At 46.9% G+C, this 15,392-nt stretch carries 11 protein-coding genes; 4 read left to right on the forward strand and 7 right to left on the reverse strand.

What is annotated here, in order from left to right:
- Positions 1 to 617: 617 nt before the first annotated feature.
- On the reverse strand, positions 618 to 992 hold the full coding sequence (locus Q0882_RS06560) for a nuclear transport factor 2 family protein (protein WP_299179260.1): 375 nt from the start codon (positions 990 to 992) through the stop codon (positions 618 to 620).
- 108 nt (positions 993 to 1,100) lie between these two features.
- Between Q0882_RS06560 and Q0882_RS06565 the strand changes: the two genes are divergently transcribed.
- On the forward strand, positions 1,101 to 1,976 hold the full coding sequence (locus Q0882_RS06565; protein ID WP_299179261.1) for a LysR family transcriptional regulator: 876 nt from the start codon (positions 1,101 to 1,103) through the stop codon (positions 1,974 to 1,976).
- Between the two features lie 214 nt (positions 1,977 to 2,190).
- Here Q0882_RS06565 and Q0882_RS06570 read toward each other — a convergent pair whose 3' ends face one another.
- The 6 genes from Q0882_RS06570 to Q0882_RS06595 form a co-directional block, all read right to left on the reverse strand.
- On the reverse strand, positions 2,191 to 3,084 hold the full coding sequence (locus Q0882_RS06570; protein WP_299179262.1) for an ABC transporter ATP-binding protein: 894 nt from the start codon (positions 3,082 to 3,084) through the stop codon (positions 2,191 to 2,193).
- A gap of 31 nt (positions 3,085 to 3,115) precedes the next feature.
- Entirely contained in the window at positions 3,116 to 4,102 is a 987-nt protein-coding gene (locus Q0882_RS06575) for an ABC transporter permease (RefSeq protein ID WP_299179263.1), read from the reverse strand.
- A gap of 64 nt (positions 4,103 to 4,166) precedes the next feature.
- Complete coding sequence (locus tag Q0882_RS06580) at positions 4,167 to 5,546, reverse strand: CmpA/NrtA family ABC transporter substrate-binding protein (protein WP_299179264.1); 1,380 nt, start codon at positions 5,544 to 5,546, stop codon at positions 4,167 to 4,169.
- Between the two features lie 387 nt (positions 5,547 to 5,933).
- A complete protein-coding gene (locus Q0882_RS06585; RefSeq protein ID WP_299179265.1) occupies positions 5,934 to 8,381 on the reverse strand; it encodes a diguanylate cyclase in 2,448 nt (815 codons plus the stop codon).
- A gap of 255 nt (positions 8,382 to 8,636) precedes the next feature.
- On the reverse strand, positions 8,637 to 9,662 hold the full coding sequence (locus Q0882_RS06590) for a CmpA/NrtA family ABC transporter substrate-binding protein (protein ID WP_299179266.1): 1,026 nt from the start codon (positions 9,660 to 9,662) through the stop codon (positions 8,637 to 8,639).
- A 15-nt stretch (positions 9,663 to 9,677) separates the two neighbouring features.
- Positions 9,678 to 10,286, reverse strand: a complete 609-nt coding sequence (locus tag Q0882_RS06595) for an ANTAR domain-containing response regulator (RefSeq protein ID WP_299179267.1) — start codon at positions 10,284 to 10,286, stop codon at positions 9,678 to 9,680.
- Positions 10,287 to 10,515: 229 nt separating this feature from the next.
- Between Q0882_RS06595 and Q0882_RS06600 the strand changes: the two genes are divergently transcribed.
- The 3 genes from Q0882_RS06600 to Q0882_RS06610 all read left to right on the forward strand — a co-directional run bounded on the left by Q0882_RS06600 (position 10,516) and on the right by Q0882_RS06610 (position 15,240).
- The gene (locus Q0882_RS06600; RefSeq protein ID WP_299179268.1) at positions 10,516 to 13,152 is read left to right on the forward strand and encodes a nitrate reductase; all 2,637 of its coding nucleotides are present in this window, start codon (positions 10,516 to 10,518) and stop codon (positions 13,150 to 13,152) included.
- Between the two features lie 148 nt (positions 13,153 to 13,300).
- Complete coding sequence (locus Q0882_RS06605) at positions 13,301 to 13,705, forward strand: YbaN family protein (RefSeq protein WP_299179269.1); 405 nt, start codon at positions 13,301 to 13,303, stop codon at positions 13,703 to 13,705.
- Between the two features lie 287 nt (positions 13,706 to 13,992).
- The gene (locus Q0882_RS06610) at positions 13,993 to 15,240 is read left to right on the forward strand and encodes an HDOD domain-containing protein (RefSeq protein WP_299179270.1); all 1,248 of its coding nucleotides are present in this window, start codon (positions 13,993 to 13,995) and stop codon (positions 15,238 to 15,240) included.
- Positions 15,241 to 15,392: the final 152 nt, after the last annotated feature.

Consider the following 15,392-nt stretch of genomic DNA (forward strand, 5'->3'; position numbering starts at 1 on the left):
TTGATCCCAATATCCCAAAAATAAAAAAGGCGTTCTCATCTCGCACCTAGGGTGCTGATGTAGAACGCCTTTGTTCTCAGAGCTTGCTGTCATCAGGTACCACAACTGGACACCAGATACTTTCAATAAAGCACAGCCTGTGCCATTTAGAATAAATCTTTTTATTTCAGTTGGTTATCGTATTTTCGCTGGTGGGGGTACATTAATTATTGTGAAACTGGGCTTGATTTAGATGCACTGCACAAATCAGTGATCCATTATGGTGCTTATTAATGAGGAATCGGCGAGGCGTGATCAGTCCTAATGCTCTGAAGTCAGGTAGCAAACCGATTGCGAATCAATGTTTATATTGCAATAAATAGTCGTTGATACGTTTCGAAAAATTTTCGGGACTTTATATGAGTAACGGATTGAGTCGCTCTGTTGTGTATTAGATTGTGTTGGTGATTCAGGATCGCATTTTTATCAGGGCCAACAGGCAGAAATGAAGACTTTCCTTTAGGGGAAATATTGGGTAGTGAGAGCCTTTCCAGGCCGAATAGTATGAATGCAATGGCTTGTGTTGGGGCAGGTATAATCAATCACTGACCTGAGATCATCATTCCTGCCCTCCGTAGTTATCTTTCACCCAGCACTTCAAATATATCATTGACTAAACGAGCTTTACCGTCGCTATCTATAATCCAGTGCTCACTATGAACAACACCAAATGCGGTATTCATCGTCCACTTAGACGTAAGTAAATAACCACCATTTTCAGCTTTTTCCCAATGGACATCTGAATAGGCTACATCGGAAAATCCTTTATCAATTATATCCTGCCAGAAATTTTGGATCTCTTCTCGGCCTTTGAATATGCCGAATGGACGGGCTTCCATGACTGCGTCTATTGTATATTGCGCTGCACAGCCAGCGGCATCTTGGTTGTTAAATGCCTTTTTCCAAGCATTGATTCCATCTTTGCATAGCTCAAGTTCAATATTCTTAGTCACGTTTCACCCTCTTCTTAGTGGAATATATTGGGCAAGACTAACAGGGCGTATTGATCTTAAAAAACAGTTATATTGGAATTCTTTGTTTGGTTTTTACGGACAATTTTTATGAATAATTTACGCCATATGTCTGTTTTTGCCCATATTGTTGAACAGGGTTCAATTACGGCAGCAGCTGAACACCTTCAACTATCTAAGTCAGTTGTTAGTCAACACCTCAAGGGACTTGAAGCGGAGTTGGGGGTTGCGCTTTTAATAAGGACGACACGCAAACAATCGCTTACTGTTGCAGGTAAATCTTTCTATAAGCATTGTCGAGATATTAATAATTTAGTTAATACTGCGTGCCAGCAAGTAAGGGATACTCTAGAAGAGCCTCAGGGAAGAGTCAGAATTACAGCCCCGGATGCGCTTATGGGGACGCTAATAGTGCCTGCAATAGCCAGGGTTATTAAACAGTATCCCAAACTGATAATTGAGTTAATCAGTACAGATAAGCAGCTATCAATAGTTTCGGATGATATCGATTTGGCGATTAGGGTCGGGGAATCAGAAATCAGCTCCCTAAAGCAGAGACGAATCGGTGAATTCCGAGATCTATTATGTGCGGAAAGCGAAGTTGTGACCCGCGGAGTTGATGAGAATACTCTTTATATCGCCAACACCTGGCAGGGTATGGTATTCCAGCACCTATTAAGCGATAAGAAAACAGGCCAGACATTAGAGTTTGTACCTGGCCGCCTGTGTCATGTGGATTCTTTCAATACGGCTATTGCATTAATCACTGAAGGTGCAGGTATTGGTTTAATTCCGGAATTTTTAGTAGGGCAGATACAACCGACTGTACGTGAAGTCTTTCCAGAATATCAATTGCCCCCCACCCCTGTTTATGCATTACACCCCTATAGTCAGCTCATGCCGTTAAGCGTCTTTGAGTGCTTGGCAGCTATAGAGGAACAATTTCAAACAGTGATGCAAAAATGAGTCAATAGTTACAAGATACCTTCAGTGGCCTGCTCAATTAATATCTGCCTGAAAATGGCAGATATCCTGCTTATCCGGTAGTTAGTCAAAGCATATAAATATGGCATGTTAAAAGGTAAAACTCACTTTGAGCAGTAGAGCATAAAAAACTCAACCTTCTGAACCCCAGTGTTTGGGTAGAAGGTTGAGCAGTGAGGTGTCAGTACTGAGTGGGTCAGGCGGCTTTAACTTTTTGTTCCGGCTTGGGTTCAGGTTGGGTTGTATCCGGAGCGACTTTCAGCTCTGCCGTAGTCTGTTTAACCTCCGGGCTGGCTTCCGTTTTACGCTGTTTCTCATAGAGGAAGGTCAACACCTGATGGCGGTAGTGGTTGTACTGTGGGTTATCTGCCAGAGCCAGTCGATCCCTTGGGCGAGGTAGGTCGATATGGAGTATATCTCCGACCGTAGCGGCGGGTCCGTTGGTCATCATCACGATGCGATCGGAAAGCAGGACCGCTTCATCTACATCATGGGTGATCATGATGACGGTATTGTTCAGATCCTTCTGGATCTCCATTAGTGAGTCCTGAAGGTGTGCGCGGGTGAGAGCATCCAGAGCACCGAAGGGTTCATCCATCAGCATCACCGTAGGCTCCATGGCAAGCGCGCGGGCGATACCAACCCGCTGCTTCATACCCCCGGATATCTCATCGGGGCGTTTATCCATCGCATGATCCATGTGAACCAAAGATAGGTTATGCTCTATCCATTCCCGCATTTCGGCCCTGCTTTTAGAGCGACCAAAAACCTGTTTTACCGCCAGCTCCACATTTTCATAGGCGGTCAGCCAGGGAAGCAGTGAGTGGTTCTGAAAGACGACAGCGCGCTCAGGGCCGGGTTCATTGACCTCTTTACCATCCAGTAAACAGCCCCCTTTAGTAGCTTGATAGAGCCCCGCCACAATGTTTAATACAGTGGATTTACCACAGCCGGAGTGGCCGATGAGGGAGACAAACTCACCCTTATTGAATGTTAAATTAACATCCTGCAGTGCTTTGAACGGCCCATTAGGGGTGGGGAAGTCGATATCAACTTGTGTGAGTTCCAGATGCTTAGGTGGCTGTGACATAGTGCTTACTCCTAAATGATTGGGGCCTTGATTAACGCAGGACTGCCGATTTATCCCATGATACTTTTCGCTGTAAAAACAGCATGCAGCGATCCAGCAAGAAACCGATCAAACCGATCACCAAGACAGCAACCATGATGCGACCTAATGAGCTGGAACTGCCATTCTGGAACTCATCCCAGACAAACTTACCTAAGCCTGGATTCTGGGCCAGCATCTCTGCGGCGATGAGGACCATCCATGCGATCCCCAGAGAGAGACGTAACCCGGTAAAGATCATAGGAATAGCGGAAGGCAGGACGATCTTGATGACGTGGGTAAACCAGTTAAGACGCAGCACTTGAGAAACATTCTGCAGATCTTTACTGATACCTGAGACGCCTACGGCCGTGTTGAGCAGTGTTGGCCACAGGCTGCACAGAGACACGGTGATCAGTGATGTGACGAAAGATTTTGCAAACATCGGATCTTTGCTGACATAAACAGCGCTGACCACCATTGTTACTAAGGGCAACCAGGCGAGAGGCGAAACCGGTTTAAAGAGCTGGATCAGTGGGTTAAATGCAGCATAAAGGGTACTGTTCAGACCGATCACAATGCCCGCCGGTATCGCAATCATCGAGGCCAGAATAAACCCAGTCATGACGGTGATCAGGCTGGTTCCGATCTGATCAAAGAAGGTAGGTTTACCCGTGTAGGGGCGGACCTTAATAACAGCATCAGGGGTCTTTTCCAGCTTTTTAGCATTTCGTTTCTCCTGGCGTTCGTAAAACGCCAGCTCTTTATCCCGCTCTCGATTGTGTTCATCGACCAGATTCAGGCTCTGCTCATAGACAGCGGCAGGGCCCGGAAAAACGCCCAGTGAGGTGTGGATACTTTTTGCTCCGATCTCCCAGATCAGGAGAAAGGCCAGAAGCCCTATCAGTGGGATTAGCAATGATTTTAACAGCCGTGACAGATGGCCGAATGGATTTTCAAAAAAGGCACTCAGGCCGTTGTTGATCGATATGTTACTCATGGTGTTTCTCTCCTGGTCTGAAATTAACCCCCTCCCATGGGCGGGAGGGGAGGGTTCTCTCAGATCAGATCTGTTGCTCTGGTTTCAGGCCGATCGAGAATTTTTTCAGATACTCGTTCGGTTGTTTTCCGTCGTAGGTAATCCCATCGATGAAGTGGGTTTGTGGAGCACGGAAGCCATCTTCGTTAGAGAAATCCGGGAACATCTCTGCCGTCATCTTGCCCTCTTCGATCAGCTCCTGAGCGGCTACAGCGTAGATATCCGGGCGGTAAACTTTTTTTGCAATGTCCATAAACCACTGATCTGATTTAGGCTCTGCAATCTGGCCCCAACGACGCATCTGTGTCAGGTACCAGATCGCATCAGAGTAGTAGGGATAGGTAGCGTTGTAGCGGAAAAAGACATTGAAATCCGGTACTTCACGTTTATCACCTTTCTCGTACTCAAAGGTTCCGGTCATTGAGTTGGCGATAACATCATAATCGGCACCTACATATTCAGATCGAGAGAGGATCTCAACCGCTTCAGGCCGATTGGCATTCTGGTTATCGTCCAGCCACTTGGCAGCGCGGATCATCGCTTTGACCACTTTAAGGTGAGTGTTGGGATTCTCATCAGCCCAACTCTTTGAAACACCAAAAACTTTCTCGGGATTGTTTTTCCAGATCTCATAATCTGTTACAACCGGAACACCTATCCCTTTAAAGACCGCCTGCTGGTTCCAGGGCTCGCCTACGCAGTAACCGTAGATCGTGCCTGCTTCCATAGTGGCTGGCATCTGAGGTGGAGGGGTCACTGAGAGTAGTGCATCCGCTTCGATGGTACCGGAGGTATCACCTTTATGTGGTGCATAGTATCCTGGGTTAATTCCTCCGGCAGCGAGCCAGTAACGAAGCTCGTAGTTATGGGTTGATACTGGGAACACCATGCCCATGTTGAACGGTTTTCCCTCATCTTTATACTTTTCTACCACAGGCTTCAGCGCATCTGCCTTAATTGGGTGGAGCGGTTTGCCATCACTGCCTTTGGGAACATATGGTTTCATCTGTTCCCAGATATCGTTGGATACGGTAATTGCATTACCGTTCAGATCCATGCTGAATGCCGTGATAATGTGAGACTGAGTACCAAAGCCAATGGTTGCGCCAAGCGGTTGGCCCGCCAGCATGTGTGCGCCATCCAGTTCACCATCGATCACCCGATCCAAAAGGACCTTCCAGTTTGCCTGTGCTTCTAAAGTAACGTAGAGCCCTTCGTCCTCGAAAAAACCTTTTTCATAGGCGATCGCCAGGGGAGCCATATCGGTCAGTTTAATAAATCCAAACTTGAGATCTTCCTTTTCAGGCTCTCCAATCGCGGCCCATGTTGGGGCTGTGATGAGGGATGCCGTTAAAACTGCACCGCTAATAACTTTGCTAAGTAGAGTCTTTTTCTTCTTAAGCATGGAATGCTCCTCCAGATCTAAAAAACAAAAAGGCGCCGAACGTGTTTGCTAGCTGCAAACAGTCAGGGCGCCTTTGCCGGAAACTAAGGTTGTAGATGACAACCCGTAAGCTTTTTACTGACCCTTAAAAGGTCAGTTTGATGACTTGGCTTTTGCAGAGCTTATGCCAGTTTTTAAAAACTAAGTTAAATCAATAGGTTGGTTGTTTTTGAACTAGGGCGTAATTGAATTGTTGTTTTTGTGCGCTGCAAAATAGTGCAGTTTATCTTGGGGGCTGCTCGATTTTGGTGTGAATGCTGTATGACCAGTCTCTGCTGTTATATGCGAGTTGACTTGGAGGAGGTGGGGGCGAAAAACGCCTGTGGTAATGAAAGTAAAGTCAAAACCTTATGGGCTGATCTCCAATTCAAGTGGGGTGTTGCTGACCTGGTTGCGTCCACTTTGTTTGGCGTAGTAAAGACAGCGATCTGCTCTTGAGAGGAGCTCACTGGCACGGGTGATCTCCGAACCGAGTTTAAGGCTGGTAATCCCTATGGAGACAGTGACCTGAATGGGGCTATTTTGATCGGTGATTTTTAGCGATTCAATGGTTGCGCGAAGACGTTCTGTCATTCTCATTGCTTCAACTTCCAAAGTATCCGGTAATAGGATACCGAACTCCTCTCCGCCTAACCGGCCTACCATGTCGCTTTCTCTGATCATGGAGTCCATGACAGAGGCGATTTGTCTTAAAACTGAGTCGCCCGCATGATGTCCATATTGATCGTTAATTTTTTTAAAATGATCGAGGTCCAGCATACAGATAGATAACTGGCGGTTATAACGTTTAGCCCTGGAAAATTCTGCCTCCAGTGTAGATAGGAACATGCGCCTATTTGGCAGCGAGGTTAGTTCATCGGTCGTCGCCATGCGCTTTAGCTCAGCCTCTGTTTGCTGTTCCTCGATAAGTAGGCTGATAAAATCTGCAGTTCTGGATATTAGGCTGAGATCTCTATCGATCGGAGTACAGGCTTGAGCATGATAGATGGCAAAGGTTCCTAAAATACGACCTTTCTTACCAAAAATAGGCTCTGACCAGCAACTTCCGAGGTCGTACTGTGCCGCCAGTTCTTTAAACGCAGCCCAATATGGGTGCTGCTGGATATCTTCGACAATCACTCTCTCTCCACGGAAGGCGGCAGTACCACATGAACCGATCCCCTCTCCGATCTCAATGCCGTCAATGGTTTGGTTATACTCATCCGGAAGTGAGGGAGCGGAGCAGCCAAGGAGATGTTTGCCTGACTTATCCAATAGCAAAATGGAACATTTTGCACCAGGGTTCAGGGATTCTACCCCTAGCAGAACCTCATCCAGAGTCTCATTGAGTGAAGTGCCCTCAAGGTTTGACTGCATCGCTTTGGTTCTGATTTTCTCCAGCGAAGAGAAGTAGTGTTTCTGAGTGATATCCTCCCCGGAACTGAGCATGCCGGAGGGGATACCATTGCTATCGAACTGGATTCTATTATGCCAGGCGATCAGAAGCCTATTGCCCTGCTTGTCCAAAACCGGGTTTTCGCTATAAAGCATCTCTTCACTGACCTGTCCTGAGTCGATACAGTCTAAGTATTTTGCATAGCGGTCGGTGGGGTCTGGCATAAAGTTCGGGCTATACCATAAGCTGTTGATAACCTCCTCTTCGGTATAACCCAGTATTTCACATCCTTTACGGTTGAGCATTGTGAGACGGCCCTGCTGATCAAGTACCATCATGATGGTCTCTACAGTATCAAGATAGCTCTGGGCTCTGTCCCTTTCCTTGGTGATTTGATGATGTGCTTGAGATAGACGAAACAGAAATCCCGCTAGGAAAAAGGTAAAGCTTAAGCCTGCAATCAAAACCCAGATTGCCCTGTTGGAGATATTTAACAATAACGGGTGGTCAGGGGCGATTGATAGATCAAGCTGCCACTCCCTACCTAGAGAGTCAAAACGAACCTGCTCGGTCAGCCAGTCTGTCTGGATCTCATCCTGGTGGCTGCTACTTATATCGAAAACCTGTCCAGACGTTACATCCCGCAACCTTGTGGCGATACCTTTGTCGCCCAGAGCAAGATTGTCGAGAATGGTCTGAGGTTTAACTAATGCAAAAATATAGCCGCGGATCTGTTGTTTTCTCTCGATCAGATCGGTCGGGATCGGACTGATGTTGAATACCGGCCGGAAAAAGATAACAGAAGTGCTACCTGTGTTGTCCTGAATTAATTTAAAAGGGGCTGATGAGAGAAAATTTATATTTTCATTAAGGGTCCGGTTGATTACATCGCTATTCATCTGCCGGGAATTAGCGTCAAACCCGATAATTGAACGGTTCTGCGACATCGGTTCCGTCAGCTGGACTGGATAGTACTCCTGTTTGACAGAGGAGCGGGTAATTGAGTTAGTTGCTGGTTCAAGCTCCGTTATACCCGTCATGATCCCCCGAGCTGCAATCTCGTTCTCAAATGCAGAACGTTGTCCATGAGGGACTCTTGGCACCCAGTGTAATGCCCAGAACTCAGGGTGACGTTTCAGTATGGGGTGGGTGAAGGAGGCGTATGCTTCGGGGGAGGGGGATGCGGTATTCGATATAAAGCTCCCCAGCGCATCCAGGATCTCTACGGTTGTAGCTATTCGGGTTTCCAGCAGGGACTGACGCTCCGTAATCAGCTTACTGACGGAGGTCTGCTGATGTTGAGCTTCCAGTTTCGCACTGTATAAGTATCCAAATACACTGAGTAGGGAACCGATCACACCAATGATGAGGATATTTAAATACTTTCTTATCAGTGAGAACCGACCTACAAAGTTAACCATTGTGTACCAAAGCCAAAATATCGGAGAGGATTATTTATATCTGATGGCCTTAGAACTGCTATCCCTCATTAGCTTTAGTATTACATTATTTAGCTAATGCCGATCCCCCTTTTTACGGATAGCCCCACTTCCTGTTCCCTGTTTGTGGTTACTATTGGCTGATTAATAGTCTCTTAGATAAGATCAACTTTTACAAGCGATGACGTAGTTTTAAATCACTCAAGACCGGTAAGAACAGATTAGCTTCAGACTGATTTAGCCACACCAGCGCTGAAATAGATCTTTTCGGAAAACTTGTTCGCTGACCTGCTCATAGTCGAGCTTTGAGGGATCCTCTATCTGTTGGCAGGCTTCCATCTGTTCTAGAAGGAAAATCCCCTGTTGCCGGTCTGGGTGGTTCAAGTCACCACCTGCATAGTGTTGTTCCATTGAATAGGGGGAGGTGAACCCCTTGAGTGCTTCAGCCGCTTTATCCAGATAAGGTGGCAGGGAGAGTAGGTTAAGCAGCTCATCATGGTTTTCTGGGTCTTCGGACCACTGGCAGGCGGAATAAACAGCTTTGATCAGTGCTTTATGGGTATGAGGATAAGCCTTCGCCCAGGCTTGGGTTACACCAAGAACTTTCTCCATATGGGATCCCCATATCTGATGCCCGGTGGTTAGGAGTCCGCCACTCTGTTGAATCAGAGCGAGGCTGTTCCAGGGCTCACCAACACAATATCCATCGATCACACCGTTTGAAAGGTTATCGAGCATTTTGCTGGGTGGAACTGCGACCAGTTGAATATCTTCCAAAGTGTCAATCTTCAGCTGCTGAAGCCAGTAACGTAGCAGGTAGTGGTGATTTGAATAGGGATAAACGGTGGCGATGATCGGTTTATAGTTCAACTCGTGTAAGAGTGCTTTAAAACTCTCTCCGATCTGATTCAGGTCACTCCAGTCATCGACTCTCTCAGACAGGCCGAAATAAAGCTCTTGTGACAGAGTAATAGCGGTTCCGTTTTGGCTCAGGGTGAGTGCCGTGACCATGGGGGTCGTCTTACCATTTAGGCCTAACGTCGCAGCCAGAGGCATAGGGGCCAGCATATGAGCACCGTCATACAACCCGTAGCTGACTTTATCAAGAATGGAAGCCCAGGATGATTCCTTTTGCAGGATTACATTGAGTCCGTACTGTTTAAAAAAACCTTTCTCTCTGGCCACTATCAATGGAGCACAATCTAGCAAAGGCATGAATCCCAGTTTCAGCGTTTTCTTTTCGATGGAGGGTAAGCGTGGCATGACTGCTCCTTATTTCTACTGTCGTTTGAGGCCGTTAGTCAGGTTAAGAACTTCTACGACGCTAGTGGCAACGTCGGGTAGCTTCTGTCCCCGATCCATCGCAAGCTTTCGTAGGGTTTGATAAGCCTGGTTCTCATCGCATCCCTGATGTGACATCAACATCCCTTTTGCTTTTTCAATGATCTTCCGATCAGATAGCTGAGTTTTGGTCTTCTCCAGCTCCTCTCTGAGGGAGGCGTGGGCTTCAAAGTGGGCTACAGCAGTGGCCATGATTGCCTTAACCCGGTCGGCCTGGAGTCCATCAGCGATATAAGCGCTAACACCTGCGTTGATTGCATCCACCATTGTGCGCTGGTCATTCTGCTGTTCCGCAAAAAATACGATTGGGCGAGGATTGTTCTGGCTCATTGTCGCCATACTTTCCAGGGTATCCCTGTCGGGGGAGTCCATATCTATAATGACAATGTCAGGGTGCGTCTCTGCTACATGTTGATTCAGTTCTGAGGTGTCTGGAAGGTGGCAGATCACATGGTGTCCCAGTTTATGCAGCGCTTCTTTGAGCGCTTTAATACGATCAGGCTCGTCATCAATTAACAGGACGTTCAAACTGTTTGTATAACTCATCAATCATTTCCGATATTTGGTGGCCTGCTGGTTGAACAGCAATAAGTGTTCCAATCATCGGATTTTATTAACTGGCATACAGTTTGCTGAAAAGCGCTCTATAGTGAGATTAAAATCTGATTACGGGCGCAACGAGGCGTATTTATCTGGTTTGAAGGATAATGGCTTTGGAGTGCCTGATAACCAACTAGATACAGCCCAAGCCTGTAATCCTGGTGTGGAGTTGAGGATGCATATAAAGACAACCTGTCCTTACTGTGGTGTGGGCTGTGGAGTTGAGGCTGATGTTGAGTGTCAGCGTGTCAGAAAGGTCTGTGGAGACAAAAATCATCCCTCAAATTATGGACGACTTTGTGTCAAAGGCGCTTCACTGGATGAGGTGTTGGGGGTGGGAGGACGTCTTCTCTACCCGAGTATCAAAGGGGAAAAGGCCAGTTGGGAATGTGCACTGGATCAGGTCGCTACAGGCATCAGTCGCACAATTTATGAACATGGTCCTGAATCTGTCGCTTTCTATCTTTCGGGGCAGTTGTTGACGGAAGATTACTATGTGGCAAACAAATTAATGAAGGGGTTTATCGGCAGTGCCAATGTCGATACGAATTCTCGACTCTGTATGGCTTCGGCTGTCGCCGGATACAAGCGAGCATTTGGAACTGATTCTGTTCCCTGCTGTTATGACGATCTTGAGTGTGCAGAACTGCTGATTCTGGTAGGTAGTAATGCAGCTTGGAATCATCCTGTGCTTTTCCAGCGGATGCAATCGGCTAAGAAAAAGAACCCAGCCCTTAAAGTGGTCGTGATAGATCCTCGCGAAACAGCAACCTGCGATCTGGCAGATCTGCATCTGAAGCTGAAACCGGGCACCGATAGTGAGCTTTTTTCCGGACTTCTGGCCTATATTAGTGCATCAGGCGCGGCAGATGCTGCCTATATTGAGCAATATACAGAGGGTTTTGAAGCAGCGCTGACAGAGGCGGAGTCTCAATTTAAAAGTTTTAACGATATCGCTGCCTATTGTGATCTGGATGCCGAACTCCTCAAGCGTTTTTATCGCCTTTTCTGTGATCTTAAGCGAGTGGTGACCTTCTACTCACAGGGAGTGAATCAGTCATATAGTGGGACAGATAACTCTAATGCGATCATTAACTGTCATCTGGCAACAGGAAAAATGGGTTATGAGGGGGCGGGACCATTCTCAATTACGGGTCAACCTAATGCGATGGGAGGACGTGAGGTGGGAGGGCTGGCAAATCAGCTTGCTGCCCATATGGATTTTACGTCGCCTGAATCGATCGAGTGTGTCGAGCGGTTCTGGGACGCTCCGAATATAGCCAGATCAGAGGGGCTAAAAGCGGTAGAGCTGTTTCAGGCGGTCGAGGCGGGTAAGGTCAAAGCGATCTGGATCATGGGGACAAATCCCGCGGTTAGTTTGCCCGACTGTGATCAGGTGATTCGGGCATTGGAAAGCTGTCCTCTTGTCATTGTTTCTGATTGTATGGCTCAGACCGAAACGCTTAAGTATGCGGATATCGCTTTACCAGCAACTGGCTGGAGTGAGAAAAACGGCACTGTGACAAATGCGGAACGGAGAATCTCCAGACAGCGTGGACTGCTTCCTCCTTCCGGTGAGGCGCAACATGATTGGTGGATTATCAGTGAGGTCGCTAAGCGGCTAGGGTATGAGGACGCATTTGATTATCAGCATCCGGCTGATATTTTTTCTGAACATGCAGCGCTCTCTGGCTTCGAAAACAACTGTTCTCGGGCGTTTGATATAAGCCTTTTTGCAGGGATAGAACAGGCATCCTATGATGCATTGAAGCCTGTCCAGTGGCCTGTGAATGAAGACTTCCCCTACGGGACGGCCCGTATGTTTACAGATAACCTGTTTTATACCCCCTCTAAAAAGGCCCGTTTTGTACCGCTTAAATCGCAAAAGCCGATTCAGCAGGTCAATATTGATCTGCCTTTTATTCTCAATACCGGACGGATAAGAGACCAGTGGCATACGATGGCGATGACCGGGCGTGCTGCGCGACTTTTTCAACACCGTGATGAGCCATTTGTAGAGATCAATCCAAAGGATGCCAGAGAATATGAACTTCAGATGGGGGATCTGGTTAAGTTGACCCACCCTCAGGGGGAGTATATTGGACGAGCTCGAGTGACCGAGACGGTTCGCTCTGGAGAGCTGTTTGTTCCGATGCATTGGAGCAGTGTCTTCACGACTAAGGGGCGGATGGGGGTCTTACTGGAAGCTGTGACTGATCCTCTCTCCGGGCAGCCCGAATCTAAGCATGGCCGGGTCGCACTGAACCCTCTAAAACCGTTATGGCAGGGTTGGTTACTCTGTGACGGTGACTTTCAGCCAACCCTCCCTGTGGAGTATTGGGCCAAAGTGCCTAAAAACGATCTGGATTTCTTTTATATGGCTGATGAACAGGAGATTGATGACTTTCGCCTATGGTGCCGTCAATACCTGGGGGAAGTGGATATCTGGTTGGAAGATCGTCACAGTGCCGCCTTCAGAGCAGCGGGCCTTGAGGGCGAACAGTTAAAGTGGGCGTTCTTTGTGATGCCATATGGTCAGATCCCATCGACACGCTGGCTGGAAGAGATGTTTGCACAGACAGAGCTTTCCATAGAGCAGCGACGATTTATTCTGAGTGTTACGGGTTGTGAAATTGAAGATCCGGGTGAGATGATCTGCAGCTGTTATCAGGTTGGGCGTAATGCGATTGAAGATGCTGTATCTCAGGGATGCCATAGTGCGGAATCGTTAGGCAGCAAACTTAAGTGTGGAACCAACTGTGGTTCGTGTATTCCTGAGCTTAATGCAGTGTTATCAGCTATGCTGAAATAATCAAAACCAGAAAAAGGCCCGCAGCAGTGCAGAGCCTTTCAGAGTAGAGAAGATTATAGGCATCGTGTGATGCCTTTTTTTTTCCTGCTATCTTATAGGGTATGATGTAACTGAGATCGCAAAAGACTCTGATCCTAAGGAGCCCTTCTTGAGAAAGACCGTTGTCAGAACTCTCTATCTTATCTCCGGTATGTTCTGCGTGGTATTGGGCGCAATTGGTGTTATTTTGCCTTTGCTTCCAACGACCCCTTTTCTGCTGGTGGCCGCGTTCTGTTTCTCACGCAGTTCTGAGAGGTTACATCAGGCGCTATTGCATAATCGCTATTTTGGCAAAATTATCCAGGATTGGGAGCGTGAGGGAGTGATCCCTTTTAAAGCGAAGTTGCTCTCTACCATAATGATGTTGCTGATGGTCAGTTATCCACTCCTTTATAAATCCTTCCATCTGGGCTTGAAGCTTTTGGTGGTTGCTACCATAATTTTTGCGATGGTTTATGTTTGGTCAAGGCCATCCCAGGTGACGTTGAAGACCCCTGAATCCAGCCGTTCCTAACCATTTTCCCCCTTCCTTACTATCTTTTTTAGATGAAAGTTTCTAATGATGATTTTCTTAAAATTTTATGAAAAACAGTCGTTATGGGCGTTAAGCCTTTAAAAAGAGGGGGGGAGACGGTTTTTTAAACAGGTAATAGGATGATTAATGTCAAACTAATTAAAATTTTACTAAAAACGGTCTTTTAAAAAATGAGTTAAAAGCTACGATTCAACCATAAGTATATGCTAATGAATGAAGTCACGTATTGATTAGCGATGATTAATCCAACCACAGGTAGTAAGGTCATGAGCACCGTTACAAAAAACTCAGCGCATAACTTCAGGGTCGCAATGCTCGATCAGCAGGGAAGCTATGCTCATTGGAGTAATGATGCGCGTGCTTCAGGTCTGAATTGGGACTTTGTGCGTTATGACACATTGGAACACCTGAAAAATCAACTCGAAGAGCAGGTGTTTGATGCAGTTATCGTCCCCTGTTCAATGAGAGCGATGGTTGATATCGACCTCATGAGTAAAGTGGCAAAGGTACAACCGGGTGCAGTTCGTATCTTTTTAGGTACGGAATACTGGAATGCCAGTATGAAGGCGCGCGCTGCTGAAGTCGCACACAGAATATTTCCAGGTGATACACAAATCCAGGAACTGAAAGATACGCTGGAATATCAGATCAAGCTGATCAGATTACTGAACCGCTCCTCTTTGCAAAGCTATATTACTAACGTGGGATGTTTGCCCTCTCCACCGCGCATCTATCGTATGCTCACAGATGCACTTACCTCAGAAGTAGCTGATATGTCAGCTGTAAGCGAAATTGTCGAGCAGGATCCCGCAATCGTTGCACAGGTGATGAAGCAGGTTAACTCTTCGTTTTTTGGATTTGAACGTGAGATTTCTAATCTGAAAGAAGCGGTATCCATATTAGGGTTGCGTAATATCCGCAGTATGGCGCTCAGCAATCAGCTCAATAAACAGTTCAGTGAAGATAAGCACTGGGATATGTTCTCTTTTGAAAAAATTCATCAGAGGTCATTATCCGTCGGTCGTTTGGCTCAGGCTATTGCTCGTCGTGCTGGAGCCAGCAAAGCTGTGCAGGATCAGTCTTTTCTGGCTGGACTGCTACATGATATCGGTATCCTGATTATGGCTTCTCATGATCCGGTGCAGTATAAAAAATTGCTGAACTATTCAGCGAAGAAGCAAAAGCCAATCTACTTGGTAGAGAAAGCTGCTTTTGGATTCTTCCATGGGGAAGTGGCCGGCGCCATGTTAGCCCTGTGGAATCTGCCGCCACAGGTGGTGGAAGCGGTGATGTTGCATCATGTTCCACATCTTTCTGTGAGTACAGAGTTTACTCCACTGACAGCTGTTCATGTCGCTGATGCAATGTTGCCATCTATTGATGTACAAGGTGAATGCGATCTCGCAAGCAGCTTGTCATTAAGATATCTGGATCAAGTGGGGGTCATGGAAGAGGTCCCACAATGGCGTTTAGTCGCTAACGAATACCGTGTACGTATGGTATCGAATATATAAATAGAGAGGATCTCTGCATAATCGCTGGAAAGTTTGCCGGGCCCTACTAGGGAGCATACGTTTGGGGTCTGTGATCTATTGGGCCCGGCCACCTTTTTCTCACGATGACGAACCTTCTGTTCATACGCCATCTCCTATTTCTTGTTACAATC

Source organism: uncultured Neptuniibacter sp. (assembly GCF_947498015.1).
Classification (GTDB): domain Bacteria; phylum Pseudomonadota; class Gammaproteobacteria; order Pseudomonadales; family Balneatricaceae; genus Neptuniibacter.

Coding starts and splice junctions, on each gene's coding strand:
- Q0882_RS06565 (WP_299179261.1), top strand. CDS start 1,101: ATGAATAATTTACGCCATATGTCTGTTTTTGCCCATATTGTTGAACAG.
- Q0882_RS06570 (WP_299179262.1), bottom strand. CDS start 3,084: ATGTCACAGCCACCTAAGCATCTGGAACTCACACAAGTTGATATCGAC.
- Q0882_RS06575 (WP_299179263.1), bottom strand. CDS start 4,102: ATGAGTAACATATCGATCAACAACGGCCTGAGTGCCTTTTTTGAAAAT.
- Q0882_RS06580 (WP_299179264.1), bottom strand. CDS start 5,546: ATGCTTAAGAAGAAAAAGACTCTACTTAGCAAAGTTATTAGCGGTGCA.
- Q0882_RS06585 (WP_299179265.1), bottom strand. CDS start 8,381: ATGGTTAACTTTGTAGGTCGGTTCTCACTGATAAGAAAGTATTTAAAT.
- Q0882_RS06590 (WP_299179266.1), bottom strand. CDS start 9,662: ATGCCACGCTTACCCTCCATCGAAAAGAAAACGCTGAAACTGGGATTC.
- Q0882_RS06595 (WP_299179267.1), bottom strand. CDS start 10,286: ATGAGTTATACAAACAGTTTGAACGTCCTGTTAATTGATGACGAGCCT.
- Q0882_RS06600 (WP_299179268.1), top strand. CDS start 10,516: ATGCATATAAAGACAACCTGTCCTTACTGTGGTGTGGGCTGTGGAGTT.
- Q0882_RS06610 (WP_299179270.1), top strand. CDS start 13,993: ATGAGCACCGTTACAAAAAACTCAGCGCATAACTTCAGGGTCGCAATG.